The following is a 24,782-nucleotide window of genomic DNA, read 5'->3' on the forward strand; positions in this document are numbered from 1 at the left end:
CACCTGGTTCTTCCACCTCTCGGACGGCAGCGAATCCTAACTCTTGACACCCATCTTGGGCGACTCGTACTCTCCCCCCATCTATCAGTTTTAACAAGTTTGATTGTTAAGTTAACAAACCCTTTTCCAGGGAGGTGGGCGTGGAGCTCACCACGGAGATGCGGACGACAAGCATTAAAACGTTCGCATCGGAGCCGGGCCGTCGCCGTGCCCCGGCACGGAGGCCAGTCGCGGCACGGCGTGCCGGCGGGCAGGCCCACCAGGTTCTCTCGGGGGATCACACCTTCCGAACGACCGAGGAGACATTATGACCGACCTGCTGCACGACGCCCGGGTGAGTCGGGGCCAGTTCCTGCGCATGATGGGCGGCCTGGCCGCGGCCGCGTTCGCCACCGCCTGCTCCACCCGGCCCCAGACGAGCGCCCCGTCGGGCGGCGGGCAGGCGACGACGGAGCTGAAGTTCATCGGCGTGTCCGACCAGAAGGCGCCGATGGACCAGCTGGTGGCGGCCTACCAGAAGGCGAAGCCGTCGGTGCGGATCACCGCGTCGTACGCCCCGACCGATCAGGTGCAGACCTCGGTGCGCACCCAGCTCGGCGCCGGCAACGCCCCCGATCTGCACGTCGTCTACCCGGGCAACGGCAGCGCGATGTCGATGTCGCAGATCGCCGAGGCCGGGCTGCTGGCTGACCTGTCGGCGCAGGCGTGGACGCGGAGCATCCCCGAGGGCTTCAAGCCCGCCTTCCAGCTCGACGGCAAGACCTACATCCACTCGGCGGGCTCGTCGGTCATCGGCGCGGTGTACAACAAGAAGGCGTTCGAGCAGGCGGGCGTCGAGGCGCCGCCGACCACGTGGAGCGAGTTCCTGTCGGTCTGCGACCGGCTGAAGAAGGCCGGCCTGGTGCCGCTCGCGCTGGGCGCGCAGACGCCGTGGGTGACCCAGCTCATCACGTACGCGCTGGTGCCCTCCACCGTCTACGCCAAGGATCCGACGTTCGACGACAAGCAGCTCGCCGGGCAGACGAGCTTCGCGCAGTCCGGCTGGCGCGAGGCCATGGAGATGTACCTGGAGCTGCAGAAGCGCGGCTTCTTCAACGACAACCCGAACGGCACCACGTTCGAGCAGCAGACGTCCATGGTCGCCACCGGTAAGGCGGCGATGGCCGTGCAGGTGTCGGCCGTGCTGCCGGACTTCCGCAAGGCCGCCTCCACGCCCGACGACCTGTCGATGTTCCCCCTTCCCGGGGCCGACGACGCGGCGAGCGTGTGGATCCCGGCCGGTGTGGTCGTCGGGCTCGGCGCCGCGGCCAAGGGCGCGAACGTCGAGGAGGCCAAGGCGTTCATCGACTTCCTCGGCAAGCAGGAGAACATCAACGCCTGGGCGAAGTCCATCGCCGCCATCCCGCTCGTGCAGGACGCCTCCTCGACCATCGACCCGGCCGTGGAGTCGTTCCTGCCGTTCACCAAGGACCGCGCGGTGCCGTTCATGGACCAGCGCTGGCCGAACGCCGAGGTGCAGCCCGTGCACTTCGCGGTGATCCAGGAGCTGCTGGCCGGCGAGTCGACCATCGACGAGGCGCTGCGGAAGATGGACGAGGCGTACCAGAAGTGACCCCCCTGACGGCCTCCCGGGCCAGGCCCGCGCGGGCCTCCCGGCGGCGATTCAGCGTGACCAGCCCGCCGTGGCTGTTCGCCGCGCCCGCCCTCGTGGTGTACGCGGTGGTGGTGCTCTACCCGGCGGTGAGCGGCGTGGTGTACGCGTTCACCGACTGGAGCGGCATCGGCGAGGACATGTCGTTCGTGGGCCTGGCCCAGTTCCGCACGCTGCTCGGCGACGAGCAGGCCATGGGCTCGATCGGCAACACCCTGCTGCTGACCGTGACCATCGTGGTGGTGCAGAACGCCGTCGGGCTGCTGCTGGCCCTCGGCGTGCACGCCAGGCTGAAGAGCAGGGCGCTGCTGCGGGTGGTCTTCTTCGCCCCGGTCGTGGTCAGCCCGGTCATGGTGGCGTTCCTGTGGAAGTACATCTACAACCCCGACCCCTCGTCCGGGCTGAACGGGCTGCTGGGCCTGCGGGTGGACTGGCTGGGTGAGCCGTCGGTGGCGTTGTGGTCGATCGCCGGCATGGTGGTGTGGCAGTACGCCGGGTACTCCATGGTCATCTTCCTGGCCGGGCTGGAGGGCGTCGCGCCGGAGCTGCACGAGGCGGCGATGATCGACGGCGCGGGCACGTGGCAGCGCTTCCGCTACGTCACCTGGCCGCTGCTGGCGCCCGCGGTGACGATCAACGTGATGTTGTCCACGATCGGCGGGCTCAAGCTCTTCGACCAGGTCTTCGCCGCCACGAACGGCGGCCCCGGCTACGCCACGGAGACCCTGTCGACCGTGCTGTACAAGCAGGCGTTCGTCTTCGGCAAGTACGGCTACAGCACGGCGATCGCGCTGGTGCTGGCGCTGTTCGTGGCCGCGGTCTCGCTCGTCCAGGTGTACTACTTCCGCAACCGGGAGGTGGCCGCGTGAGAAGGACGTTCCTGCTCGAGATCGTGATGATCGCGGTGGCGGTGGCGTTCCTGTTCCCCGTCTACACGCTGGTGTCGTTGTCGCTGAAGGACCCGGCGCAGATCTCGCAGTCGCCGCTGGCGCTGCCGGCCCCGCCCACGTTCGCGAACTTCACCGAGGCGTGGACGGCGGCGGCGCTCGGCCCGTCGCTGGTGAACAGCACGGTGATCACGGTGGTCAGCCTGGTGGCGCTCATCGCGCTCGGCTCGTTCGCGTCGTACTTCCTGGCCCGGGTGCGGACCCGGCTCGGCTACGGCCTGTACGTGCTCTTCCTGCTGGGCATCGTGCTGCCGTTCCAGCTGGGCATGATCCCGCTCTACGGGCTGGTGAACGATCTGGGGCTGATCGGCACGCACGCCGGGATGATCCTGTTCTACACGGGCATCCAGCTGCCGTTCACCGTGTTCCTCTACACGGGGTTCATCCGGGCGCTGCCCCGCGAGTACGCCGCCGCCGCGCAGATCGACGGGGCCTCGCACTTCGTGGCGTTCACCCGGGTCGTCTTCCCGCTGCTGCGGCCGATCACCGGCACGGTGCTGATCCTCAACGCCGTCTTCATCTGGAACGACTTCTTCACGCCGCTGGTCTACCTCGGCGGCTCCGGATACGAGACGGTCCCGGTCAGCGTCTTCGCCTTCGTCGGCCAGTACGTCTCCCAGCACGGCCTGGTCTTCGCCGGTCTCGTGCTCGGCGCGGTGCCGATCGTGCTGGTGTTCCTGGCACTGCAGCGTTACGTCATCAAGGGCTTCGCGAGCGGACTCAAAGGGTGAACGTCCTCGACCTGCTGCGGGAGCCTCCCGCGACGTACTCGCCGGCGGCGATCTGGTGGTGGAGCGGCGAGCCGCTGCGCCGGGAACGGCTGCGCTGGCAGCTGGAGCGCCTGGTCACGGGCGGGGTGCGCAACCTCGTCATCCTGAACCTGGCGCCGTCCGGGCCGATGTTCGGCGCCGACGCCGACGACCCGCCGTTCCTGTCGGAGGCGTGGTGGGAGCTGCTCGACGGGGTGTGCGCGGACGCGTACGAGCTGGGGGCGCACCTGTGGTTCTACGACCAGCTGGGCTTCTCCGGCGCCGACCTGCAGGCCCGGCTCGTGGTGGAACGCCCCGAGTTCGCCGGCCAGTGGCTGGCGCCGGACGGCTCGGTGACGTCGCGCGGCTTCGACTACCTGTCGCGTGAGGCGTGCGCGGTGCTGCTGGACCGGGTGCACGGCGAGTTCGAGCGGCGGGTCGGGCACTGGTTCGGCCGGGTGATCGCCGGGTCGTTCCAGGACGAGCTGCCGACGCTGCCCACGTGGTCGGCGCGGTTCGCCGAGGAGCACCTGGCCCGGCGCGGCGAGGCGTTCTCGCTGGACGAGCCCGACTGGCTCGCCTACCAGCGGACGCGGGCGGAGCTGGCCGAGGAGGCGTTCTTCCGGCCGCTGGCGGCGTGGCACGAGCGGCACGGCCTGGTCAACGGTTGCGACCAGCAGGACCCGGCCCGCGGCGGGCACCCCGTCGAGGGCGTGCAGCTGTACGCGGACTACGCGCGCACCCACCGCTGGTTCGGCGCGCCCGGCTCCGACCACCACGGCGACGCCCGCCTGCACGCCTCCCTCGCCCACCTGTACGGCCGGCCGCGCACGTGGATCGAGGCGTTCCACTCCAGCGGCTGGGGCGGCACGCTGGAGGAGACGTTCGACTGGCTGCTGCCGTGGCTGCGCGCGGGGGCGACGTTGTACAACCCGCACGCGGTCTACTACACGACCCGGCGCGGCTGGTGGGAGTGGGCGCCGCCGTCCACCGACTGGCGGCAGCCGTACTGGCGGCACCACCGGGTGTTCGCCGACGCCGTCACCCGGCTGTGCGCGGTGTTGTCGCAGGGCCGGCACGCCTGCGACGTCGCCGTGCTGCTGCCGACCGCCACCGCGCAGGCGGGCACGGGCCTGGCCTCCGTGGACGCGGACGCCGCCCGGGCGCAGGAGGTCTACCGCGAGATCGTGGGCGACATGGCGTGGTTCGCCACGAAACCGGGCGTGCTGGACCGGCTGTGCCTGGACGCCGACGTGATCGACGAGGACTCGGTGCGGCGCGCGGCCGTCGAGGACGGGCGGCTGGCGGTCTCGACGGAGGCGTACCGCGCGGTCGTCCTGCCCGCCGCCACGGAGCTGGACGACGACGTCGCCGCCCGGCTGGCCGCGTTCGCCGCCGCCGGCGGCCTGCTCGTGACGGTGGGCGCGCTCCCCGCCGCCTTGGAGGGGGCCGCGCGTCACGTCGCGTCCGCCGCCGAGCTGGGCGAAGCACTCGCGGACCTGCCGCGCCGGGTGGAGGCGCCGGTGCCCGCGCTGGTGCGTGAGGTCGGGCGGACCACGCTGGTGTTCCTGACCGCGACGCACCCCATGGCGAGCAGGATCGGCGTGGGCCGCCCTGACGAGCGCGGCGTGGAGCTGGGCTGGCTGGACGCCTCCATCGACTTCGACCCCGCCCGGTACGCGCGCGAGACGCGCGTCACCGTCAGGGGCGTCTCGGGCACGCCTCGCCTGGCCCGCCTCTTCGATGGGGGCGAGCCGGTGGCGCTCCCGTGCACCCGTGACGGTGACGTGGTGGAGGTCGTGGTGCCGTTCGACGACGGGCCGGCCGCGTTGCTGGTCTTCGACGGCACCGAGGCCGAGCCGGCGCCGCCGCGGCCCGCCTACCCGGTGCAGACCGATCTCGGGGACGAGTGGGACGTCGAGCTGGTGCCCACCCTGGACGACACGTGGTCCGACTTCGGTGGCGGGGCGGGCGTCGAGCGCTGGACACTGCGGACGCCGGACGGGGAGCCGGTGCACGTGACGTTCGGGCCGCACGGCGAGCAGCGGGTCGGCGACGGCCCGTGGACCCCGTCGGTGTGGTCGGCCTCGCGGGGGCTGCGCAAGGACCCCGTGCACCGGGACACGCTCGGCCCCAAGGGGCACGTGCCGACCGAGTTCCTGGCGTTCGGCCGGGTCGCGGCGGGCGCGCGGGCGTGCTTCCGCGCGGTCCTCACCGTGCCGCCGGGCCCGGAGGTGTGGCTGGCCGTGGGCGCGGGGGCGGCCAAGACGCTGCGGCTCGACGGCGCCGAGCGGGCGCTGGACGATCCGGGCTACGCCGCCGTCACGCGCGCGCCGGTCGCGCCCGGCGAGCACCTGCTGGAGCTGACCCTCACCCCCGGCGAGGACCTCGACCTGCGCGCCTACGTCTGCCTGGTGGCCGACCCGGCCGACGCCGCCCGCCCCGAGTGGATCTCCGGCACGCCGCTGGAGACGACCGTGCGGGTCGCCGATCCGGCCGCCGCCGAGCCGCTGCAGGTGGCCTCGACCGCGTCCTGCCGGGTGCTGGTCAACGGCGTGGAGGCGGGCCGGCAGGGCGGCTTCGACCCGTACGCGGAGGCGGACATCCCCCGGGTGCGCCGCTACGACGTCTCCGGCCTGCTGCGCGCGGGCGCGAACACGATCAGCATCGAGTCGGACGGCTGGGTGCTGACGGACGGCCTGGCCGTCTCCGGCCCCGGCTGGTCACCCCGCCCCCGGGTACGCCGCCGCCAGCACGGCGAACCCGCCGCCCTCTACCTGCGGCCCCGCCCGCATCCGCTGCCGGAGGCCGGCTGGCTCGACGGCCTGCCCGCCGCGCTGCCCGCGACGTTCGCGGTGCCGGGCGCCCGCCCGCGCGTCGAGACCTTCCTCCTGGAGCCGCCGCCGGGCGCGATCCGCGTCGATGCCGGGCCTGCCGACGTCATCGGCGACCTGTCCGCGGCGACCGTCGAGCTGCGGGTGGCCACGCGGCCGGGCGCGCAGGGAGGCGCGGCGTTCGGCGGGCCCGTCCGGTTCGCCTGCGGGCCGGGACGGATGCGGCTCGGCGACTGGGAGGATCGCGGCCTGGCGGGGTACAGCGGCGGCGTCCGCTACCGCACCGCCGTCACGGCGACGGCCGGGCCCGGGCTGCTCGACCTGGGGCGGGTCAGGGGCACGGCCGAGGTGACGGTGAACGGGCGGGCGTGCGGGGTGCGGGTGTGCTCGCCGTACACGTTCGACGTGGAGCTGGACGAAGGGGTCAACACGGTCGAGGTGCTCGTCCTCGGGACGCTCGGGCCGTACCTGGACGAGGTGAGCCCCACCCACTTCGTCTTCCCCGGCCAGCGCAGCACCGGCCTGTTCGGCCCCGTCCGCCTGCTCACCGCCGATCGGGGGCAGCCGCCGCAGCAGCGTCATGGACACCACGGCCGGCGCGAGTGACAGCACGGCGCTCACGACCGCGACGGTGCGCAGGCTCTGGCCGAAGGCGGCCCGGCCTGCTCCACCCGAACAGCGAACGGCCGGCCGCCGCATCGATGCCGTAACCCGCCCAGTGCCCCTCTGGCCGAGGGGCCGCTCCTTCGGTGCGAGCCTGTCGGAAGACTGCTGCTTCGGTGCCGCCGGTCGAAGGGTCCTGCTTCGGTCGCGGGCGGTCAAGGAGCCCTGCTTCGGTACCGGCCGATCAAGGCGGCCCTGCTTCAGTGCCGGCCGGTCAAGGCGGCCCTGTTTCGGTACCGGCCGGTCAAACGGCCGTGCTTCGGTGCCGGCCGATCAAGGCGGCCCTGCTTCGGGTCGAGGGCGGTCGGGGGCCACCAGGGCGGTCAGTGGCCGGTCGCGCGGCGCAGGGCGCGTTTCACCGTGCCGGTGAGCTTGAAGCGCACGCCGACCTTGGCGGCGCGCTCGGCGCGGGTGGCCGCGTGCAGGTCGCGGCGCAGCGTGCCGACCTCGCGGCGCAGCTCGACGGCGCTCTTGCGCCACTTGCCGGCCTCGTCGCGCCACTTGCCGACCTGGGCGCGCAGCCGTTCGTTCTCCTTGGCGAGGCGGTCGGCCTCGGCCCTGGCCTCCGTCCTGGCCCGGTACGCCGCCCGCCGCCCGAGCAGCTCGGCGGGCTCGCGGCCGAACCCGTACGTCTCCCCCTCCACCCACCGGACGGCGGAGACCTCGTCCACCACGTCGTCGAGCGGCTCGCCGGGCCGGGCGAGAAGGCGGGCGCGGGCGAAGGACGACACGCGTTCCAGCCGCGCCGCCGTGACGCCCTCGGGCGTCTCGTCCAGCAGCACGCCCACCAGTCCCGCCTCGTCGGCCTTGGCCACGTTCAGCAGCCGGCTCACGGTGTCCTCGCCGGGGACCCAGCCGGCCGGGACGCGCAGCACGAACGGCACGGACGGGTGCACCTCCTCCGTGGTGGCGAGGTGGACGCGGCTCTCGTGCTCGTAGTGGCCGTGGACCAGCACGAGCTCCAGGTTCGGGTCCTTGAGCGGGGCGCGGCGGTCGCGGTCGAGTTCGTCCCACGGGCCGACCACGACCACGGACAGGTCGCCGGCCGTGCCGGCGAGCAGCGCGTCCACGGTGGCGCGGACGTTGTCGTAGCCGGCGGTGCCGTCCACCACCGCGGTCACGTACGGGATCTTCCACTGCCGGTCCGGGTGCGTGCGCAGCCACTGGTAGGCGGGGATGCGGTCGGCCACGAACGCGTGGCTGACCCGGTCGATGCGCTTCTGCTCGCGCATCCGCATGGTGGGGCCCAGGTGGTAGGCGCGGGCCCGCGGCTCGGGGATGAACACCGCGCCGGCCTGCGCGAGGCGGTAGCCCATCTCGGTGTCCTGGCCGAGGATCAGCTCGTCGTCCATGGGGCCGGCCGCCTCGACCAGGCGGGCGCCGACGGAGGTGGCGCCGCCCACGTGCAGGCTGAACGGCCGCTGCGTGCCGCCCGTCAAGCCGTCGGTGCGTTCGACCAGGCCGACGATCCAGGCGTGCGGCTCGGCCGGCTCGAACGCCGCCTCCAGGTCGTCGGGCAGGGCCTCGGGCAACTCGGCCGAGGTGAACCTGAGGTAACCGGTGACGGACAGGTAGGGGGCGGTGTGGTGCCAGCGCATGTGCGCCTCGATCGCCCCGGGGGTGAGCACCACGTCGGAGTCGAGCCAGTGGATGACGTCGCCGGTGGCCTCGGCCAGCCCCGCGTTGCGGGCACTGGCGCGGCCGGGCCGTTCGCACAGGACCAGTCGGGCGTCCACACCCTCCGGCAGCCGCAGCGGCGGCACGCTGCCGTTGTCGACCACGATGATCTCGGTCAGCTCCGCCGGGTACGTCTGCCGCGCCAGCGCCCGCAGCACCAGGTCGAGCTTCCGCTGCCCGCCGTAGGCCGGGATGATCACGCTGACCCGCAGCTCGGGCGTGAAGTGCTCCGGCGGCTGGAGGACCCGGTAGTCGTTACCGCGCACCCGTGCCACGCCGCCTCCGTCAGGCGGCTGGGGGCGGTCTCCTCGGGGTGTCGCGGACATACGTGCAGACGCTCCTCGGCGATCGGCTCGGTGACTGCGGCAACACACTTTACGCCGCTTTTCCGGGGGAACCTCCTGGTCACCCCTCTTCCGGGCCGTGTTCACACAGGTCATCCCGCACAGTAACCTCACAGAATCCTCTGTGGTGCTCGCCAGGGATCCACGCCGGCAGAAAATGGGGTTTTGAGGGGGTCGGCGGCGGTTACGCAACGTATCGGAGTAGTGTCATGTGTCGCGTGCGGCGTGACTCTGGACACTATCTCGACATCTCGTGGCCGATTCTCAGTCAATCTCCAGAAACAGCCGGTACCCTCGCCCATCATGATGTGGCAGCGTAGAGTCAGCGGCGCGCTGGCCAAGTACGCGGGTTTCCGAATCGAACGAGTAGGAAAAAGCGGAAAGGCTGTGCCAGAACGGCCGGCGCCGAAGAAGAAGCCCGCAGAAGTGTCGTTCCGGCCACCGGCCGACCCCGAGGCCGATCGCCTGCTCACCGCCCCCGTGTTCGTCATCTCCCCCGTGCGGTCGGGCTCGACGCTGCTGCGCTCGATGATGAACTCCCACCCCGACCTGCACGCCCCGCACGAGCTGCACGTCCGCAGGCTGAGTGTGGACTTCGGCACCGGGCTGGCGGAGCGGGCGATGGCCGCGCTCGGCCACAACCGCGCCGACCTCGAGCACCTGCTGTGGGACCGCGTCCTCCACCGTGAGCTGGTGCGCAGCGGAAAGCGCTTCATCGTCGACAAGACGCCCGCCAACGCCTTCGCCTACGACCGCATCGCGGCGTGCTGGCCGGACGCGCGCTACATCTTCCTGCTGCGCCACCCTGCCTCGATCGCGACGTCCTGGCACGAGGCGAGCCCCGACAGGCGCACGCCCGAGGAGGCCGCGACCGACGCGCTGCGCTACATGAAGGCCGTGGAGCGCGCCAGGAAGGCGCTGCCCGGCCTGACCGTGCGTTACGAGGACCTGACCGGCGAGCCGGAGAAGACGGGCCGCCGCATCTGCGAGTTCCTCGGCATCGACTGGGCCCCCGAGATGCTGACCTACGGCACTCCCGACGTCGTGACGAAGGGGCTCGGCGACTGGAAGGACAAGATCCGTTCGGGCGAGGTCCAGCCGGGCCGCGACCTGCCCACGCCGGAGGAGATCCCTGAGGCGCTGAAGCCCATGTGCCGGACCTGGGAGTACTTGCCATGAAGATCCGTTACATGCTGGTGCACGCCTACGGCATGGGCGGCACGATCCGCACAGTCGTCAACCAGGCCAACGCGATGGCCCAGGCGGGCCACGACGTAGAGATCGTCAGCGCGGTGCGCCGCCGTACCAAGCCGCAGTTCGAGATCGACGAGCGGGTCAAGGTGTGGGCGCTGGTCGACCAGCGTGACGGCGTGGTGCCCGACTCGTTCGCCCGCAAGGTGTGGCGGCGCGCCCGCGGCAAGATCGTGCCGTACGGCGAGTTCGCCGCCCACTACTTCACCCAGCGGGTGGAGGGCGCGCTGATCGAATACGTGTCGTCGGTCGAGGACGGCATCCTGGTGACCACCCGCCCGGCGCTCAACCTGGTCTCCGCCCGCCGGGGCTCCAGCAAGGCCGTCCGGGTGGCGCAGGAACACATGAACCTGGCCTCCTACCACCCGGCCGTGCGCGAGCACATCACCCGCTACTACGGCAGCTTCGACGCGGTCGCGGTGCTGACGGAGACGAGCCGGGCGGAGTACCGCGCGATCTTCAAGGACATGCCGATCGTCCGCATCCCGAACGCCGTGCCCATGGAGCACCGCAAGCACTCCGACCACAGCAACCCGATCGTCATCGCGGCCGGCCGGTTGGTGCCCCAGAAGGGCTTCGACATGCTCATCCCGGCCTTCGCCTCGATCGCGGAGGCCCACCCCGAGTGGAAGCTGCGGATCTTCGGCACCGGACCGCTCCAGCAGAAGCTGCAGAACCGCATCAACAAGCACGACATGGGCGACCGCATCAAGCTCATGGGGCGCAGCGACCGCCTCCACGAGGAGCTGGCCAAGGCGTCGATCTACGCGCTGAGCTCCCGGATGGAGGGGCTGCCGATGGCGATGATCGAGGCGATGGGCCACGCCCTGCCGATCGTCGCCTTCGACTGCCCGACCGGGCCGGCCGACGTGCTGACGCCGGGCCAGGACGGCGTGCTGGTGCCGCCGCGCGACGTCCCGAAGCTCGGAGAGGCGCTGTCGCAGGTGATGGGCGACACCGACCTGCGCCGGCGCATGGGCGCCACCGCCGCGGAGACCGCCCGCGGGTACACGCCGCAGGTCGTCATGCCGCTGTGGGAGGAGCTGTACACCGCGCTGCTCAACCGCGCCCCCATCGCCCACGACTACGGCGCCGCACGCGGCTGATCGTTCCCGGCTGACGGACACGCCGTCCCCCGGCCCCGCTCCGACGGGCCGGGGACGGCGTGCGTTCAAGGGTGCCCCGCCCCGAGGTCAAGGTCGCGCCCGCCAGGCCGTGCCCGAGATGGTGCACAAGGTAGGAATGACTTCATGGGGCTCGCACGGCTGCTGCACCACCACGCCGGCACGATCGACCACCCGCTCGCGTACGAGGTGTCGGCCACGGTCTGGTTCCTGGGGGCGCGCCGCGCGGTGTTCACCCGGCTGGCCGCCGCGGTCCGGCCGCGCGCCGGTGACCGGATCCTCGACGTGGGTTGCGGCACCGGCTACCTGAGCCGGATCCTCTCCCCCGTGGTCGGGCCCGCCGGTCAGGTGACCGGGATCGACCCGTCCCCCGCGATGATCCAGTACGCCGCCGCCCGCGCCCGCGGCAACTGCGCGTACGTCCTCGGCGGCGCCCAGACCCTGCCGTTCCCCGACGGGTCGTTCGACGCGCTGACCGCCACCCTGGTCGTCCACCACATCCCCGCCGAGGACCGGCCGGAGGCGCTGGGCGAGATGTACCGGGTGCTGCGGCCGGGAGGGCGGCTGCTCGTCGCCGAGCCCCGGCCGCTCGCCGGCCGGCTCGGGCCGATGGATGGCGACCCCCGTGACCTGCTGGGCTCGCTGATCCTCGACACCGGTTTCCAGGTGGAGTCGGAGGGCGAGCTGCCGTACCTGCTGTACTACGTCCGCGCGGCGCGGCCGTAGGCCGGCGTGAGGCCGGGCGTCTCGTGCCGGCGGGCGGCGACGATCCCCGCCGCGCTGAAGACCGCGGCGATCACCCACGTGATCGGGCCCTGCAGCCCCGGCCACAGCGGCGCGTAGCCCGGCACGATGACGAACACGACGAACGCGATGTCGAGCAGGGACACCAGGATGAGGTTGATCCAGAAGCCCGCCCTGGAGTTGCGCCAGTTCATGGCCGCGCCGACGACGATCACGACGATGGCGCCGGCCAGGATGTTCCAGGCGTCCTGGAAGACGCGGGCCTGCACCATGCCCGGATCGAGCGACCGCCCGAGCGTCAGCAGGGCGTAGGCCGCGTTGATGTGCACCAGGCCCCAGAGGATGTAGAAGATCGCCCCGATCTTCGGAGCAAGCCGATTCATCTGTCGTCGCTCCCGTGCAAGGAGTCGTATGGCTGTACGCTCAGGCGGCACTCGTCAGGGGACCGCCGCGAACGAGCGTCCCGGCAGCGACATGGCCCTCCCGAAGGGCCCCGCTGACCAGCTTTTTCACTTTCGCTCAGCGGAGCTATGGTGTCCAACGAAGACATTCGATCGCCGCCATCGATTCGGGGAATACCGATGGAGCTGCGTCAACTCGAGCATTTCGTCGCGCTGGCCGAGCATGCGAGCTTCACCAAGGCGGCCGAGCGGCTCAACCTCGTGCAGTCGGCCCTGTCGGTGTCGATCAAGAAACTGGAGAAGGACCTGGGCGCCGCCCTCTTCGAACGGACGAGCCGCGGGGTGCGGCTGACCCAGGCGGGTGAGGCGCTGCTCCCTTCGGCCCATCGGGTCCTGCGGGAGGTCGAGGCGGCCAGGGACGAGGTGGCTGCGGTCCGCGGCGTGCTCCGGGGGCGGCTGCGGATCGGCATGATGCAGTCGCTGGCCCTCATCGACGCCGGCACGCTGTTCGCCGCGTTCCACCGGGAACATCCCGGTGTGGTCATCGAGCCCCGGCCTGCTCCGGGCGGTGCCCTCACCCTCGCCCGTCAGGTGCGCGACGGCGACCTCGATCTGGCGTTCGCGTGGGTGCCCGAGGTGTGGGCGCAGGGGCTGCGCGTGGCCGAGCTGGCCCGCGAACCGATCGGGCTGGCGGCGCCGGCGGACCGCCGCCTGCCCGAAGGGCCTGAAGGGGAAGTGCGGATCGCCGATCTGGACGGGGAGGCGTTCGTCGACTTCCCGGAGGGGTGGGGCGCCCGGGCGCTGACCGACCAGGCGTTCCGGGAGGCGGGCGTGCGCCGGCGCATCGCGGTCGAGGTGGCCGACATCATGACGTGCGCCGAGCTGGTCCGTGCCGGGTTCGGCGTCGCCGTCGTCCCCAGATCCCATGTACGGCGGGCGCGGGGGCTGGCGTGGCGGCCGGTGGCCGGCCTGCCACCGTGGGGCGTCTCGCTGGTCGCGCCGAGCGGCAGACGGCTCACGTCGGCGGCCGCCGCCTTCGCGGATCTGGTCTGTACGACGTTCGGCGTCACACTGTCGCCGTGAGGCCGCTGAGGCCGCTGGCCGCAGAGGCCCGGGATGACTGTGTGGCCGCTCAGGCCGGGGTGAATGCCCGCTTCTTGCGGACGAAGCTTTTCGCACGTTCGGGGTGGGGGCATGCGCGCAAGTGCGCGTACTTCTTGACGGCGGTGGCGTCCTGGCCGGCGCGGGCGAGTCGCCTACTTCTTGACGGCGGTGGCGTCCCGGCCGGCGCGGGCGAGTCGCGTACTTCTTGAGGGCGGCGGCGTCGTGCCGGCGAAGCCGCGGTGTACGCACCGATGGAACGGGTCGCCTTCTGGTAGGGGCGGATCTTGAGGTCTTCTGCGCCGGTGAGGCCTGTCGCTTGCCCCTTGCACGGCGCGCGCCAGGGCGGCGTCGAGCGTCGCCGCGCTCGCGTCGTCCTGGCTACGTCATGTTGTGCTTCCCGGACGTCCCAGGTGGGCGTCAGCGGCGACGCCTGCGGCGGCGAGCACTCCGCGCGCTGTCGGAGCCGCCGCGGCCTCCCGGGTGCGGGTAGGGGTCATACGCTGTGCGGACCCCGAGTCCGAGGTATTGGCGGATCGTCATTGGTCCCCCCATTATCATGTGCCGGACGTTTTCCTGAGCCGGCGCTTCTCTTATCGATCGGATACAGTCGCCAACCAGCAAGCTATAAGGAAACTTCCCCGGATATCCGCATCAGGGAGAATTGACCCAGTCTTTTACCCGTGGCGTACCCGCGCGTGCCCTAGTCCGCAAGGTCGTGGAGGAGGTCGCGGATCTCGCGGGTGCTCGGGTGGCCGGGACCATGGCGCTGTTTGAGGTCGGCCAGCGGGCGCCGAGGGTGTGACGGGCCGCCGCGTGGTCGCCGAGTTCGAGCAGGCCGATCTGGCGGCGCAGCTCCAGCGTGCGCTCGTCGTCCAGCAGGTGTCTCAGCCGAGCGAGCGCGAGGGCCGTGTCGCCGAGCATGGCCAGGCAAGTGGCCTCCATCATGCGGAACCGCAGGGCCAGGTCGTCGGCCGGGCCCTGGCGCGCGGCGATGCTGGCGGCCGGCCGCGGCAAACTCCGCTGCGGCCCGGCGGTGGTCCCCGGCGAGGAAGAGCGCGTCGGCCAGGTCGATCCGGAGCGCGGTCACCTCGGAGTCGGTCGTGCCGAGCGCCCGACGAGCGGGCTCCGCGATCCGTCCCAGCACCTCGGCGGCCTGCGTGAAACGCGACTCCGCCTTGAGCGCCCCTCGTCCCACGCACGAGCGATGTCGCCGCGCCGGAACTGCGGCGCCTGCCTCGCGGCGGCGGGCCGTGACCGGCTCGCCGAGGTCTGCCAGGACTGCGGGGCTTGCGTTTCGACCGCGAGCCACGACGGCGAAGCCGGGGTCAGGCTCTCGCTGTCAGGCGGGAGGCGGCCTTTCGGAGGCGGGCCGAGACAGCCGGGTCGAGGCCGGACTCTCGCTGTCAGGCAGGACGGCGGCCTTTCGGAGGCGGGCCGGGACGGCGGGGTCGAGGCCGGGCTCTTGGAAGCGGGACGGGACGGCGGTGACGCGGGGGTGGTCAGGCGGCCGACCATGTGGGCGTAGATGCGGATCGGATGCGCGTCGGCCTGCACGTACCCAGGGAACCGGCGGGAGCGGGTCGCAGAACTCCAGGAGCCGGTCGTAGACCTCCGCCGCCGAGGAGGGCGGCCGGTCCTGGGCCTTCTCCAGCAGCTGCAGGACCGGGCTTTCGGGCCGTTCCGGCACCTCCCGCTGCGCCGGCGCAGCGGGCACGGCGCCCGGCGCAGGTGGTTGTGCAGGGACGCCAGCGTGTGGCCCCGCCGAACTGGTTCTCGCCCGTGATCATCTCGTCGAGGACCACACCGAGCGAGTACAGGTCGCTCCGCGGCCCGGTGGCGCCCGCCAGAGCCTGCTCGGGCGCCATGTACTGCGGGGTGCCGACCGAGACGCCGGTACGGGTTAGCCGGGTGGCCGAGGGCGAGATCGCCGCCGCGACGCCGAAGTCGAGGACCTTGACGGCGCCCTCAGGGGTCAGCATGAGGTTGCCCGGCCTCAGGTCACGGTGGATCAGCGACCTGTCGTGCGCCGCCGCCGGCACCGAGCACACCTGGGCGGCGATGGCCGCGGCCCACGGCACGGAATCTCGGTCTCGTCGAGCAGCGTCGCGACCGGAACTCCAGGAATCTGCTGCATGACCAGGTACAGCCGTCCTTCGTGGGTGCCGCAATCGTAGACGGCGGGCATGCCCGGATGTTCCAGCCGGGCCGTGATGCGTGACTCGCGGACGGAGGCGCTGCGCGAGGTCGTCGTCCGGTCGTCCGGTCGTCCGTCGGGCAGCCGGTCGACGCGGCTGAGCTTCATCGCGATCGGCCGGTCGAGGCGTTTGTCGTAGCCGATCCAGACCTCGCCCATGCCGCCTCCGCGGCGCGACAGCAGATCGAGCTCGTATCGGCCGCCGACCACCTGCCTGTCCACCCGGCCGACTTTCCCTCGGCTCGTTTCTCCGCGTCCGTAGCTCTGCGCTCATTTCACCGTGCTTATTACTCCGGGAGGGAAATTACTGGATATACCCGACACTCACATGGGTCACGCCGGACTTCGCTTTTACTAAGATTTGCGCCATGGCCCGCAGAACGACGATCGGCCCCATCCCGCCGGGCCCACGCATACGCGACCTCCTCTGACAGAGACGCTCAGTTTCGTGTGGGCGGTCGTTGCCCTGGTGTCGTTCGGGTTCCTGGCCTCCCTGTGCATCGGCTTCGCCGCGTTCCGGCTGCGGAGGCGGGCGGTCGCGCTGTCCGCCCTCGGCTATGTGAGCGCGCTCGTCGGTCTCGTGGCGACGGCCGACGTGCGCGAATTCCCCTCCGGCGACTGGCGTAACGAGCCGGCGCTGTTCGTGTGGCGCTTCGGCCCGTGGCTGGGGGCGACCCTGCAGGCGTTCGTGCTACGGGGCGGGTCTTCCCGCCGCGGCCTCTCGCCGCGTCCGCGCCGGTCGGCGGGATGCGGTCGTGGGAGCCACGGAACGGTCCGGCCGAGCCCGCCGCCGAAGAGCCGGCGCCGCCGGTCCTGGCGGGGCCCACCGGGATCGCCGACGCCGTGCCGTCTCTGCCCGGCCCGCCCGCCGAAGCCGGCCACCGGTGCGTCCCCGCCCGCCGAAGCCGGCCACCGGTGGGTCCCCGCCCGAACTCTTGACGACCCGGGGCGATCGCGGCCTCGAGGTTGTCGTAGCGCACCTTGCCGCGGGGCGCCGCATGGGGTGGCGCCGCCGCTGACCTACCAACGGTGCCGGTGCTCACCGTCAGCCCCAGCATGGCGCACGTGCAGATGCCCCTCCGTAGGGAAGACCGGAGGCTGCGGGGGCAACACGCGCTGAAAGCCGTAGCCGCATCGCTCGGCGACACGACATGAGCCGTGATTGTCCGCAACATGAAACAGCTCGATGCGGGCAAGCCGCAACGGCCCCTGCGCGCTGAACGCCCACCGAGTCACGGCCTCAAGCGCCCGGGACGCGACTCCCCGCCCCCGAATCTCGGCCGACATCCAATAGCCGACCTCGGCGACACCCGGCTCCGCGCCGGTCTTCAGCACGACCTGCCCGGCCAACCGCACCGAGCCGATCCCCTCGCCACCACCGACCTTTCGCCCGCCACTCCCGAACCCGACCCCGGCTTCCGCCCCGATCTCCGCGTTGCTTCCCGATCTGACCTCCGCCAAGCCACGCGGCCCCGTCTTTCCCGGCGGCTCCCGCGCGGCCTCCTGCCCCAGGCCCGTCTCCCCCGCTTCACCGCCCGAGACCGCTTCCAGGACGGCGAAGCTGAAGCGAGTGGCGGCGGCCCAGGCTTCGTGCTGGGCCGCGATCCAGCGGCGGGCGTCAGCTTCGGTGGTGACGAAGGTGGTGAGCCGGCGGCGCAGGACCGGGTCGCGGTGCGCCCGCGCGAGGGCCGCCGCGTCGTCGGCCTGCCAGGGGCGCAGGCGCAGCGCGGGGGCGGACGCGGTGGCCTTGACGGACAGGACGACGGTCATGACCCTCCGTGGCTCTCGGGATGGGCTCGGCGGTCGGTGAGACCGCGATCCGGTGTGCGATTTCTGGTGTTCGGTGGGGTTACCTCGCAGCGCGGAAGAACTCGGTCACCACCGGGCCGGCACGTCGTCGGGCACGCCGTACCACTGGCCCGGCAGACTTCGCCCGCGGCAGTCGGGCAGCGCCGCCACCGGGGCGGCCGTGCCGCTCGGTCGGTGCCGCATGCCGCCTCCCTCGTACGCCGCTGGCATCGGTCATACCGCGCGGGCGCGGAACGCGTCGGCCGTCACCAGCGCTCCACGAGGTGCTCGCGGCCGGCGGGCGGATCGTACGGCTCGGGCCAGAAGTCGGTGACCCGGCTGATCAGACCCTCGGCGGACAGCTCGAACCACGCGCACGCGTCCTGCGAGTCGTCGCCGACGCGGGCGTCGAGCCAGGCGGCGGCGTGACGGCCGTCAGCGACGACGTGACGCACTTTCAGATGCCAGTCACCCGGATAGTCGGTGTTGAACTGGAGATAGGCGGTCTTGCCTCGGATGCGCTCGCGCGTCTGCGGCATCTCGTAGACCACGTCGTCGGCGAGCAGGGCGGCGAACGCGGCCCAGTCGCGTCGCTCCGCCGAGTCGACGTAGGCGTGCACGACGCCGCGGGTGCGGGAGGTCTCGTCCATGCGCGGAACCCTAACGGCCGCCACCGACGTTTTCCCCGCCCGCGTCAGGCCGATCCGGCCGCCGTCGGCGTCCGACATAAACTGCCCGTTATGCGGCGTTTGATCAGTACGGTGGTCGTGGTGGCGGGCGAGGGCGCCGGCGACGTGGTGGCGGGCCTGGAGGGGCTGCACAACGTACGGGCGATCCCGCGGGGAGATCGGCGGCCGGCCGAGGTGATGGAGCTCGCCGGGCGTTCGCCGGCGACGTACGTGGTGCACGACGCCGACCCGCTGGCCGACGTCGCCGCGGCCTGGACGGCGTTCTTCGACGGTACGGCTCCCACCGGCGCCCTGGAGGTGGCCATCGAGGCGGCGCTGGCCGAGCTGCGCGCCGACCGGCTCGTCCTGCCCGACTATTACCTGGTGCTGGACCCCGACGGGATGACGGCGACCTGGCGGCACTGGTGGCTCGGCGTCCTGGCGGGGGCCGCACCCGTACGGGTGGTTCCCGTGCACGCCTCGGCGTCGGCGGTCGGCCAGGAGCTGGGCCGCCTGACCGCCGGCCGCTGGTGGCCCGCCGACCTGGAGGGCTGGCTGCGCGGCCTCCCCCGCGTGGTGCCCGACCAGGCCGGTCTCCCCGCCTCCGGCATCGCGGTCCCCTGACTGTCCGCACCGCGGCGGCGCCCGCACGGTCCGGCACGACCACGGCGAGCAGCCGGGGCCCGCAAGGACCGCGATCAGCAGCGCGCGGGCGAAGCGATCAGAAGAGGCTGCGCGGTGTGGCGGGAGTCACGGTCGTCCTGAGGCCCGGGCGGTCGTGACGCGCGCGACGAAGTGTCGCACGGTGCGCGGATTCCGCAGCACGTGCAGGTTCGCGTCACCCGCGTGGGCCTCGATCGCCGCGAGGAGGAGCGGCCGGCTCCGGCGTCGGTAGGCCCATACCCACCACCAGAAGTCGGCGCGTTCCCGAGAGCGCCGGATCGCTCGCCAGGCGCAGCGCCAGAACGAGAAGTCCAGCAGGATGACGGTGTCCGCCGCTCGGAGCCGGACGTCGGGGACGTCGTAGGGCCCGAGGTCGCCGTCCATGATCCAAGCCTCGGCTCTGCCGAGTTCACGTTGGACGGCGGCCCACTGCCAGGGAGGCGTCGCTTCGAGGTCGGGCCGCCAGAAGTGCTCGTCCAGCTCGATGACGGGAAGCCCGGTGATCAGGCCCAGGCGGGCGGCGAGCGTCGACTTCCCCGAACCGCCACGCCCGAGGATCACGACTCGCTGCACGGCGTCCATGGTTCCACAGGCCCATGGCGGGTGGTCAGCGGTTGTGCCAGCGGGGTGGGCGGTTCTCGGCCATGGCTCTGAGGCCTTCGGTGGCGTCCTCGGTGAAGAGGGCTTCGTCCAGGGCCGGGGAGGGGTGCGTGACGGCGTCGATCGGATCGGGGATGGCGGCGGTCTCGGACATGATCCGGAGTGAGGCATGCACGGCCGGCGGTGCGGCGGCCAGGAGGTCCTGGGCGAGGGCGCGGGCGCCTTCCAGTGCGCCGCCCGGTCCTGTCACGCGGTTGACCAGGCCGTGCCGATGGGCTTCGGCGGCGGTGAGGTGGCGGCCGGTGAGGATGAGCTCGGTGGCGAGCCTGGCGGGCAGGGCGCGTGGCAGCCGGACGAGCCCTCCCCCGGTCGCCACCTGGCCGGCCCTCACCTGGTCCAGCGCGAAGACGGCGGTCTCGTCCGCGACGACGAGGTGGCAGGCGAGCGCGATCTCGAAGCCGGCCCCCAGGGCGGGGCCGTTGACCGCGGCGATCACCGGCTTGGTCAGGGCGCGCCGGGCGGTCAGCCCGGCCAGGCCGTTCTTCGGGGCGGGCCGGCCCATGAGGCCGTCACCCGCCGAGAACATCCCGCCGCCCGCCCCCGTGAGGATCGCGACCCACAGGTCCCGGTCGGCGAGGAAGGCGTCGAAGACCTGGTCGAGCTCGTCGTGGGCGGCCGGGTCCAGCCGGTCGACGGCGGCCTCCAGGACATGCCCGTCGCGGCGGACCAGCACGTGCGCGTAGTCGTCGCGCAGCACGGCGGGCCGGGGCGGGAACAGCTCGTCCATCCGCGCGTCGCCGACCGTGACGCGGTTGCCGAAGCCGAAGGAGCGCACGTAGACGCGGCGGCCGACCGGCTCGCCCCCGGTGAGCAGGTCGAGCGCCGCGTCGTCGCCGTCGGCGGTCCTGGCGAGGAAGCGGCGGCCGTCGGCCTTCAGCCGTCCGATGACGATGCCGGTACGCCTGCCGTCGCGCCCGTGCTTGACGGTGTACGTCTCGACGGTGGCCCAGCCGTCAGGACGGGCCGTCTGCTCGACGGCCGGCCAGGAGTCGATCTCGGCCTGCAGGGTCGCGCCGCGGCCGGGCCGCCAGGGTGCCGGGGTGGTGGAGTAGACCCCGGCGGAGTACTTGCTCAGCATGCCGCCGTTCGCGCCGACCAGCCCGTACGCGCCGGGCTGCGCGCGCATCCGCCCCACGATCTCGGCGATGGCGTGCAGCGAGTAGGCGTTGCCGGGTCCGCCGAAGAACGGCAGGCCGCCGGTCACCGTCAGCTCGCGTGAGCCGTCCATGGGCAGCCCGAGCCCCTCGCAGACGTGGGAGACCGCGATCGGGAAGCAGCTGTACAGGTCGATGGCGGCCAGGTCGTCGGCGTCGATCCCGGCCAGCTCCAACGCGTGGCGGGCGGCCATGACGGAGGCGGGGCCCCTGCTAAGGTCGGCGCGTTCCAGCAGGTCGCGTTCGCGCAGGTCGGCGTGGCCGTGCAGGAACACCCACCGGTCCCGCGGCACCCCCAGCCGCTCCGCCTCCTCCACCGACGTCAGCAGCACGGCCGCGCCCTGGTTGACCTTCTCCCTGGCCACGAGGTAGCGGGTGTACGGGTCGGCGATAGGGCGGTTGCGCTCCGACGGGGTGACCAGCTCCTCCGCCGTGCGCTCGACGGGCGCGGCGGCGTGCGGGTTCGCGGCGGCGATCTTCGTGAACGGCGCGAACAGGGCGCCCATGCCGGCGGCGTACTCCTCGCGGCTCTGGCCGAGCCGGGCGCGGCGGGCGTTGTCGAACAGGGCGTACTGGGTCGGGGCGTCGGTGAGCCCGTGCGCGATCAGTGACCGGGAGACGAGACCGGCCAGGCCGTACCCGCGGTCTTCGAGGTCGCCGTCGACGGTCTCGGTGAAGTCGGGCCGGTCCGCGGCCCGGGCGAGGTGCTGGGCGGTGGAGATCGCCTCGGAGCCGACGATCAGAGCCGCCCGGGCGGCACCGGCCGCGATCGTCGCGGCCAGCTCGTTGACCAGGTGCTGCGGCGACTGGCCGCCCACCACCTCGAGGATCGCGCGCCGGGGCGCGGCGCCGATCCGGCCCGCGACGGACCTGGGGTAGTTCGTGGACCTGCCGAGCGGCGCCCGCGCGCCCGGCGTGGAGATCTCGAACTGGCGCACGCCGGCCACGGTGTCGACGGCGGCGGCGACCTCGGCGGGGTCGGCGCCGGTGTCGGCGAGGGCCTCACGCGCGGCGGCCGCGCCCAGCTCGACGGCCGACAGCCGCCGGTAGCCGGGCTCGTCGATCCGCTCGGACGCCTGCCCCGCGCCCACCAGCACCGGCGTACGGGGATCAACACCCTCGAACCGCTTCAAGCCCATCACCAGCCACGATTTATAGACGCGTTTCGTCCCAAAAAGTGCTGAACAACGGGAGCGTAACCGCGTCCGCGAGGCCCGGCAAGCATGATCGGCGGACATTCCCGAACCGGGACCGGTATCAGCCCCGTGCCCCTATCATCTCTGCCCTCTGCGCAGACCGTCTTCCAGGCAGGAGATCCCAGTGAAGCGCATCATCCCCCCGTGCCTGCTCGCCGTCGCCGCCCTGTCGGGCTGCTCGATCACGAACGTCGAGCCCGACGAGGGCGGCATCGTCTACGACGCGGGCATGTTCAGTTCCACGAAGTTCCAGGAGTGCCTCAGGCCGTCCACCCGCGACGTCTCGGGGCCGGGCGACGAGGGCTACCGCTATCCGAACGGCCAGCGCACCTACGACTTCTCCGGCCGGGACGAGTCGGAGGGCAGCCAGATCACGTCGGTCAGCGCGGACGGGCAGGTCATGACGATGTCCGGCGGGCTGACGTTCTACTTCTCCGCCTCCGACTGCAAGAAGCTGCAGTCCTTCCACGAGAACATCGGGAAGAAGTACGCCGCGTACGAGCCCGACGGCTGGACCAGGATGCTGCAGTTCTACATCGGCAACAGCGTCGAGCGCGCGATGGACGAGGCGACGCTCAAGTACGACTGGCGCGACCTCTACGCCGACCCCGCCAAGAAGGCCCTGTGGGAGCAGGACATGGCGAGGCTGACCAACCAGTACGTGGCCGCCCTGACGCAGGGGCAGTACTTCGAGCGGCTGCAGTTCATCATCCGCCAGCCCGAGCCGCCCGAGGCGATCGTGAACGCCCAGACCGAGACGCAGGCGGCTCAGGAGCGGCAGAAGGCCCAGGAGGCGGAGAACACCCGCGCGCTGACCGAGCTGAAGTCGCTGGAGCAGCTGGCGAAGGTGCTCGGGCCGCAGGGCGCGATCCTCTACAAGGCCATCCAGGACGGCAAGGTCTCGATCGTCCCGGTGCCGACGGGCAGCGCCGTGAACGTCACCCCGAACAACCAGTGAGGAACGCCGCCGTCGTGGCGGCGAACCATGGGGCGTCGTCGAGCCACGGGTAGTGACCCGCCTGCGGCTGGACGATGTACTCGGCGCCGGGGAGCAGCGCCGCGAGCCGGGCCACGGCGCCGGGCAGGGAGTTGAGGTCGAGCTCGCCGGCGAGCACCAGCGTAGGGGCGGGGAAGGAGGCGAGCGCGGCGCGGGTGGCCTCGGGGTCGAACGCGCCCTCGGCGGCGAGGACGGCCGCGGCCTCCGGGTTGCGGCGGCCGTCCTGGGCGGCCAGGTGCGCCCGGGCCGGCGCGTCCCATCGGCCGTAGAAGAAGGGGTCGATGGCCTTCCAGTCGTCGCCGTCGCCGGCCACGATCGACTCGAGGGCGGCGTAGGCGGGGCCGAACCACGGCTCGTCCGCGCGCAGCCGGGCCGCCGCGAGCCGGTCCTCGCCGGTGGGGGCGAAGCCGACGGCGACGGTGCTCGGAGTGATCAGGGCGAGCCTGGCGACGCGCTCGGGGTGGCGGACGGCGTACAGGAGGGCGAGGTTGGCGCCGGCACAGTGGGCGAGCAGGTCGATCCGGTCGAGGCCGAGGTGCTCGCGCAGCGCCTCGACGTCGCCGACGAGCCGGTCGCAGCGGTACGAGGCCGGGTCGGCGGGTGTCGCGGACCGGCCGGTGCCGCGCGGGTCCAGCAGGACGAGCCGCCGGTGGGCGGACAGGCCGCCGAGGTCGCCGAGATAGCCGGCGTCCTGTGCGCCGCCGGGCAGGCAGATCACCGGGCTTCCCCGGCCGGAGACGTGGTAGGCCAGCTCGGTGCCGTCGGGGGCGGAGAAGGAGGGCATGACCGACGAGCGTGTCAGCGCGCCCCCTCCGGGGGCAACCGATTATCCACTGTCTCGTATTACGATACGAACTTGCTCACTATGCGGACGCCTGCTTGGCTGACACCATGAGGACGAGTGAGGTCATCGTGGTGGGCGGCGGTGTGGCGGGTCTGCAGGCGGCGCTGGTGCTGGGGCGCGCGCGGCGCGCCGTGACGGTCGTGGACGGCGGCGAGCCCCGCAACGCGCGGGCACGCGCCGTGCACAACGTGGCCGGGCACGAGGGCGTGGCGCCGGGCCGCCTGCTGGAGCTGGCGCGCGACGACGCCCGCCGCTACGGCGCCGAGGTGGTCTGCGACGTCGTGACGCAGGCGCGGCGGGAGGGGGCGCGATGGCTGGTCGGGCTGCGGGACGGCGGCAGGCTGCGGGCCCGGGCGCTGGTGCTGGCCACGGGGGTGATCGAGGAGCTGCCGCCGGTTCCCGGCCTGGCCGCGTTGTGGGGCGGCGACGTGGTGTCGTGCCCGTACTGCCACGGGTGGGAGGCGCGTGACCGGCCGGTCGCGGTGGTGGGGGCGGGCGAGCGGGCCTGGCGGCAGGTGCTGCTGCTGCGGCGCTTCACCGGCGACCTCGTCGTGCTGACCGGCGGCCCGTCCGGGTTCGACGACGAGCGGCTGGAGTGGCTGCGCGCGGCGGGCGTGGCCGTACGGGAGGAGCCGATCGCGCGGGTGGTGGCCGACGGCGGCCGCCTCACCGGCGTCGAGTTCGCGCACGGGGAGTTCCTGCCCCGGGCCGTGGTGTTCGCGGCCACCTCCCGCCGCCCGGCCTCACCGCTGCCCGCCGAGCTCGGGTGCACGATCAGCGGCGCGGCCGTCGTCACGGACGCGGACGGCCACACGGGGGTGCCGGGGGTGTGGGCGGCCGGGTCGTGCGCGCAGCCGGCCCTGACCGTCGCGGGCTCCGCCGGCCACGCCACCGCCACCGCGATCGCCCTCAACGACGCCCTCCTCGACGAGGACACGGGGCTCGGTTCTCCGGGCCGGTGAGGCCGAGGCGCCGGTTCATGGCGATCGTCAGCGCTCGGATGGTGGAACGTCACCAGCCGCCGGTACCTCGCCTCACGGACGAAACCGGTCGCCGGCGACCACCCGCGCCCGGGGATGCCGGCCGAACACGTCCTGTCGAGGTCGTAGAGTGCGCGGCGGTGCTGCAC

General features: G+C 72.5%; 21 protein-coding genes. 11 read left to right on the forward strand and 10 right to left on the reverse strand.

Translation table 11 applies throughout. The features are described from left to right. Positions 1–307 precede the first annotated feature (307 nt). Genes ACIBP6_RS08890 through ACIBP6_RS08905 form a run of 4 tightly spaced genes read left to right on the forward strand, consistent with a single transcriptional unit; the run spans position 308 to position 6,787 of the window. Positions 308–1,612, forward strand: coding sequence for an extracellular solute-binding protein (locus ACIBP6_RS08890; RefSeq protein ID WP_397050233.1), 1,305 nt, complete (start codon positions 308–310; stop codon positions 1,610–1,612). Beyond that, on the forward strand, positions 1,609–2,520 hold the full coding sequence (locus tag ACIBP6_RS08895) for a carbohydrate ABC transporter permease (protein ID WP_397050235.1): 912 nt from the start codon (positions 1,609–1,611) through the stop codon (positions 2,518–2,520). Before ACIBP6_RS08890 ends, ACIBP6_RS08895 begins: the two co-directional genes overlap by 4 nt. Continuing rightward, complete coding sequence (locus ACIBP6_RS08900; protein ID WP_397050237.1) at positions 2,517–3,329, forward strand: carbohydrate ABC transporter permease; 813 nt, start codon at positions 2,517–2,519, stop codon at positions 3,327–3,329. The genes ACIBP6_RS08895 and ACIBP6_RS08900 overlap by 4 nt, the downstream gene beginning before the upstream one ends. Next, a complete protein-coding gene (locus ACIBP6_RS08905; protein ID WP_397050239.1) occupies positions 3,326–6,787 on the forward strand; it encodes a hypothetical protein in 3,462 nt (1,153 codons plus the stop codon). The genes ACIBP6_RS08900 and ACIBP6_RS08905 overlap by 4 nt, the downstream gene beginning before the upstream one ends. A gap of 380 nt (positions 6,788–7,167) precedes the next feature. Here the strand turns inward: ACIBP6_RS08905 and ACIBP6_RS08910 are convergent, their stop codons facing one another. Further along, on the reverse strand, positions 7,168–8,796 hold the full coding sequence (locus tag ACIBP6_RS08910) for a glycosyltransferase (protein WP_397050241.1): 1,629 nt from the start codon (positions 8,794–8,796) through the stop codon (positions 7,168–7,170). Positions 8,797–9,252: 456 nt separating this feature from the next. Between ACIBP6_RS08910 and ACIBP6_RS08915 the strand changes: the two genes are divergently transcribed. From ACIBP6_RS08915 to ACIBP6_RS08925, 3 genes are all read left to right on the forward strand, one after another. Continuing rightward, positions 9,253–10,044, forward strand: a complete 792-nt coding sequence (locus tag ACIBP6_RS08915; RefSeq protein ID WP_397050243.1) for a sulfotransferase family protein — start codon at positions 9,253–9,255, stop codon at positions 10,042–10,044. Continuing rightward, positions 10,041–11,222: a glycosyltransferase family 4 protein gene (locus tag ACIBP6_RS08920; RefSeq protein WP_397050245.1), complete on the forward strand. Its 1,182-nt coding sequence runs from the start codon at positions 10,041–10,043 to the stop codon at positions 11,220–11,222. The genes ACIBP6_RS08915 and ACIBP6_RS08920 overlap by 4 nt, the downstream gene beginning before the upstream one ends. A 144-nt stretch (positions 11,223–11,366) precedes the next feature. Further along, on the forward strand, positions 11,367–11,966 hold the full coding sequence (locus tag ACIBP6_RS08925; RefSeq protein ID WP_397050247.1) for a methyltransferase domain-containing protein: 600 nt from the start codon (positions 11,367–11,369) through the stop codon (positions 11,964–11,966). On the opposite strand, the gene ACIBP6_RS08930 is transcribed toward ACIBP6_RS08925, so the two are convergent. Then, positions 11,942–12,367: a hypothetical protein gene (locus tag ACIBP6_RS08930; RefSeq protein ID WP_397050249.1), complete on the reverse strand. Its 426-nt coding sequence runs from the start codon at positions 12,365–12,367 to the stop codon at positions 11,942–11,944. The two genes, ACIBP6_RS08925 and ACIBP6_RS08930, sit on opposite strands and share 25 nt — an antisense overlap. Positions 12,368–12,565: 198 nt before the next feature. On the opposite strand from ACIBP6_RS08930, the gene ACIBP6_RS08935 reads away from it, so the two are divergent. Then, on the forward strand, positions 12,566–13,468 hold the full coding sequence (locus tag ACIBP6_RS08935; protein ID WP_397050251.1) for a LysR family transcriptional regulator: 903 nt from the start codon (positions 12,566–12,568) through the stop codon (positions 13,466–13,468). Positions 13,469–14,140: 672 nt separating this feature from the next. Here the strand turns inward: ACIBP6_RS08935 and ACIBP6_RS08940 are convergent. The 5 genes from ACIBP6_RS08940 to ACIBP6_RS08960 form a co-directional block, all read right to left on the reverse strand. Further along, positions 14,141–14,503: a hypothetical protein gene (locus tag ACIBP6_RS08940; protein WP_397050253.1), complete on the reverse strand. Its 363-nt coding sequence runs from the start codon at positions 14,501–14,503 to the stop codon at positions 14,141–14,143. A 485-nt stretch (positions 14,504–14,988) separates the two neighbouring features. Next, complete coding sequence (locus ACIBP6_RS08945; RefSeq protein ID WP_397050255.1) at positions 14,989–15,567, reverse strand: serine/threonine-protein kinase; 579 nt, start codon at positions 15,565–15,567, stop codon at positions 14,989–14,991. Then, positions 15,498–15,905 carry a hypothetical protein gene (locus ACIBP6_RS08950; protein WP_397050257.1) on the reverse strand — a complete coding sequence of 136 codons (408 nt, stop codon included), beginning with the start codon at positions 15,903–15,905 and terminating at the stop codon, positions 15,498–15,500. The genes ACIBP6_RS08945 and ACIBP6_RS08950 overlap by 70 nt, the downstream gene beginning before the upstream one ends. A gap of 798 nt (positions 15,906–16,703) precedes the next feature. Beyond that, on the reverse strand, positions 16,704–17,453 hold the full coding sequence (locus ACIBP6_RS08955) for a GNAT family N-acetyltransferase (protein ID WP_397050258.1): 750 nt from the start codon (positions 17,451–17,453) through the stop codon (positions 16,704–16,706). Between the two features lie 284 nt (positions 17,454–17,737). Then, entirely contained in the window at positions 17,738–18,121 is a 384-nt protein-coding gene (locus ACIBP6_RS08960) for a nuclear transport factor 2 family protein (RefSeq protein WP_397050260.1), read from the reverse strand. A gap of 90 nt (positions 18,122–18,211) precedes the next feature. Here ACIBP6_RS08960 and ACIBP6_RS08965 point away from each other — a divergent pair, with 90 nt between their 5' ends. Continuing rightward, positions 18,212–18,763, forward strand: coding sequence for a hypothetical protein (locus ACIBP6_RS08965; RefSeq protein ID WP_397050262.1), 552 nt, complete (start codon positions 18,212–18,214; stop codon positions 18,761–18,763). A gap of 126 nt (positions 18,764–18,889) precedes the next feature. Here the strand turns inward: ACIBP6_RS08965 and ACIBP6_RS08970 are convergent, their stop codons facing one another. Both ACIBP6_RS08970 and ACIBP6_RS08975 read right to left on the reverse strand, forming a co-directional pair. Next, positions 18,890–19,375, reverse strand: a complete 486-nt coding sequence (locus tag ACIBP6_RS08970; RefSeq protein WP_397050264.1) for a hypothetical protein — start codon at positions 19,373–19,375, stop codon at positions 18,890–18,892. Positions 19,376–19,409: 34 nt separating this feature from the next. Further along, positions 19,410–21,749: an acetyl-CoA acetyltransferase gene (locus tag ACIBP6_RS08975; RefSeq protein WP_397050266.1), complete on the reverse strand. Its 2,340-nt coding sequence runs from the start codon at positions 21,747–21,749 to the stop codon at positions 19,410–19,412. 187 nt (positions 21,750–21,936) lie between these two features. Here ACIBP6_RS08975 and ACIBP6_RS08980 point away from each other — a divergent pair, with 187 nt between their 5' ends. Then, complete coding sequence (locus tag ACIBP6_RS08980; protein ID WP_397050268.1) at positions 21,937–22,770, forward strand: SPFH domain-containing protein; 834 nt, start codon at positions 21,937–21,939, stop codon at positions 22,768–22,770. Here the strand turns inward: ACIBP6_RS08980 and ACIBP6_RS08985 are convergent. After that, the gene (locus tag ACIBP6_RS08985; RefSeq protein WP_397050270.1) at positions 22,751–23,593 is read right to left on the reverse strand and encodes an alpha/beta fold hydrolase; all 843 of its coding nucleotides are present in this window, start codon (positions 23,591–23,593) and stop codon (positions 22,751–22,753) included. The two genes, ACIBP6_RS08980 and ACIBP6_RS08985, sit on opposite strands and share 20 nt — an antisense overlap. A 107-nt stretch (positions 23,594–23,700) precedes the next feature. Here ACIBP6_RS08985 and ACIBP6_RS08990 point away from each other — a divergent pair, with 107 nt between their 5' ends. After that, positions 23,701–24,615: an NAD(P)/FAD-dependent oxidoreductase gene (locus ACIBP6_RS08990; RefSeq protein ID WP_397050272.1), complete on the forward strand. Its 915-nt coding sequence runs from the start codon at positions 23,701–23,703 to the stop codon at positions 24,613–24,615. The last annotated feature ends 167 nt before the right edge of the window (positions 24,616–24,782 follow it).

This window comes from Nonomuraea terrae (genome assembly GCF_044465245.1).
Lineage (GTDB): Bacteria > Actinomycetota > Actinomycetes > Streptosporangiales > Streptosporangiaceae > Nonomuraea > Nonomuraea terrae.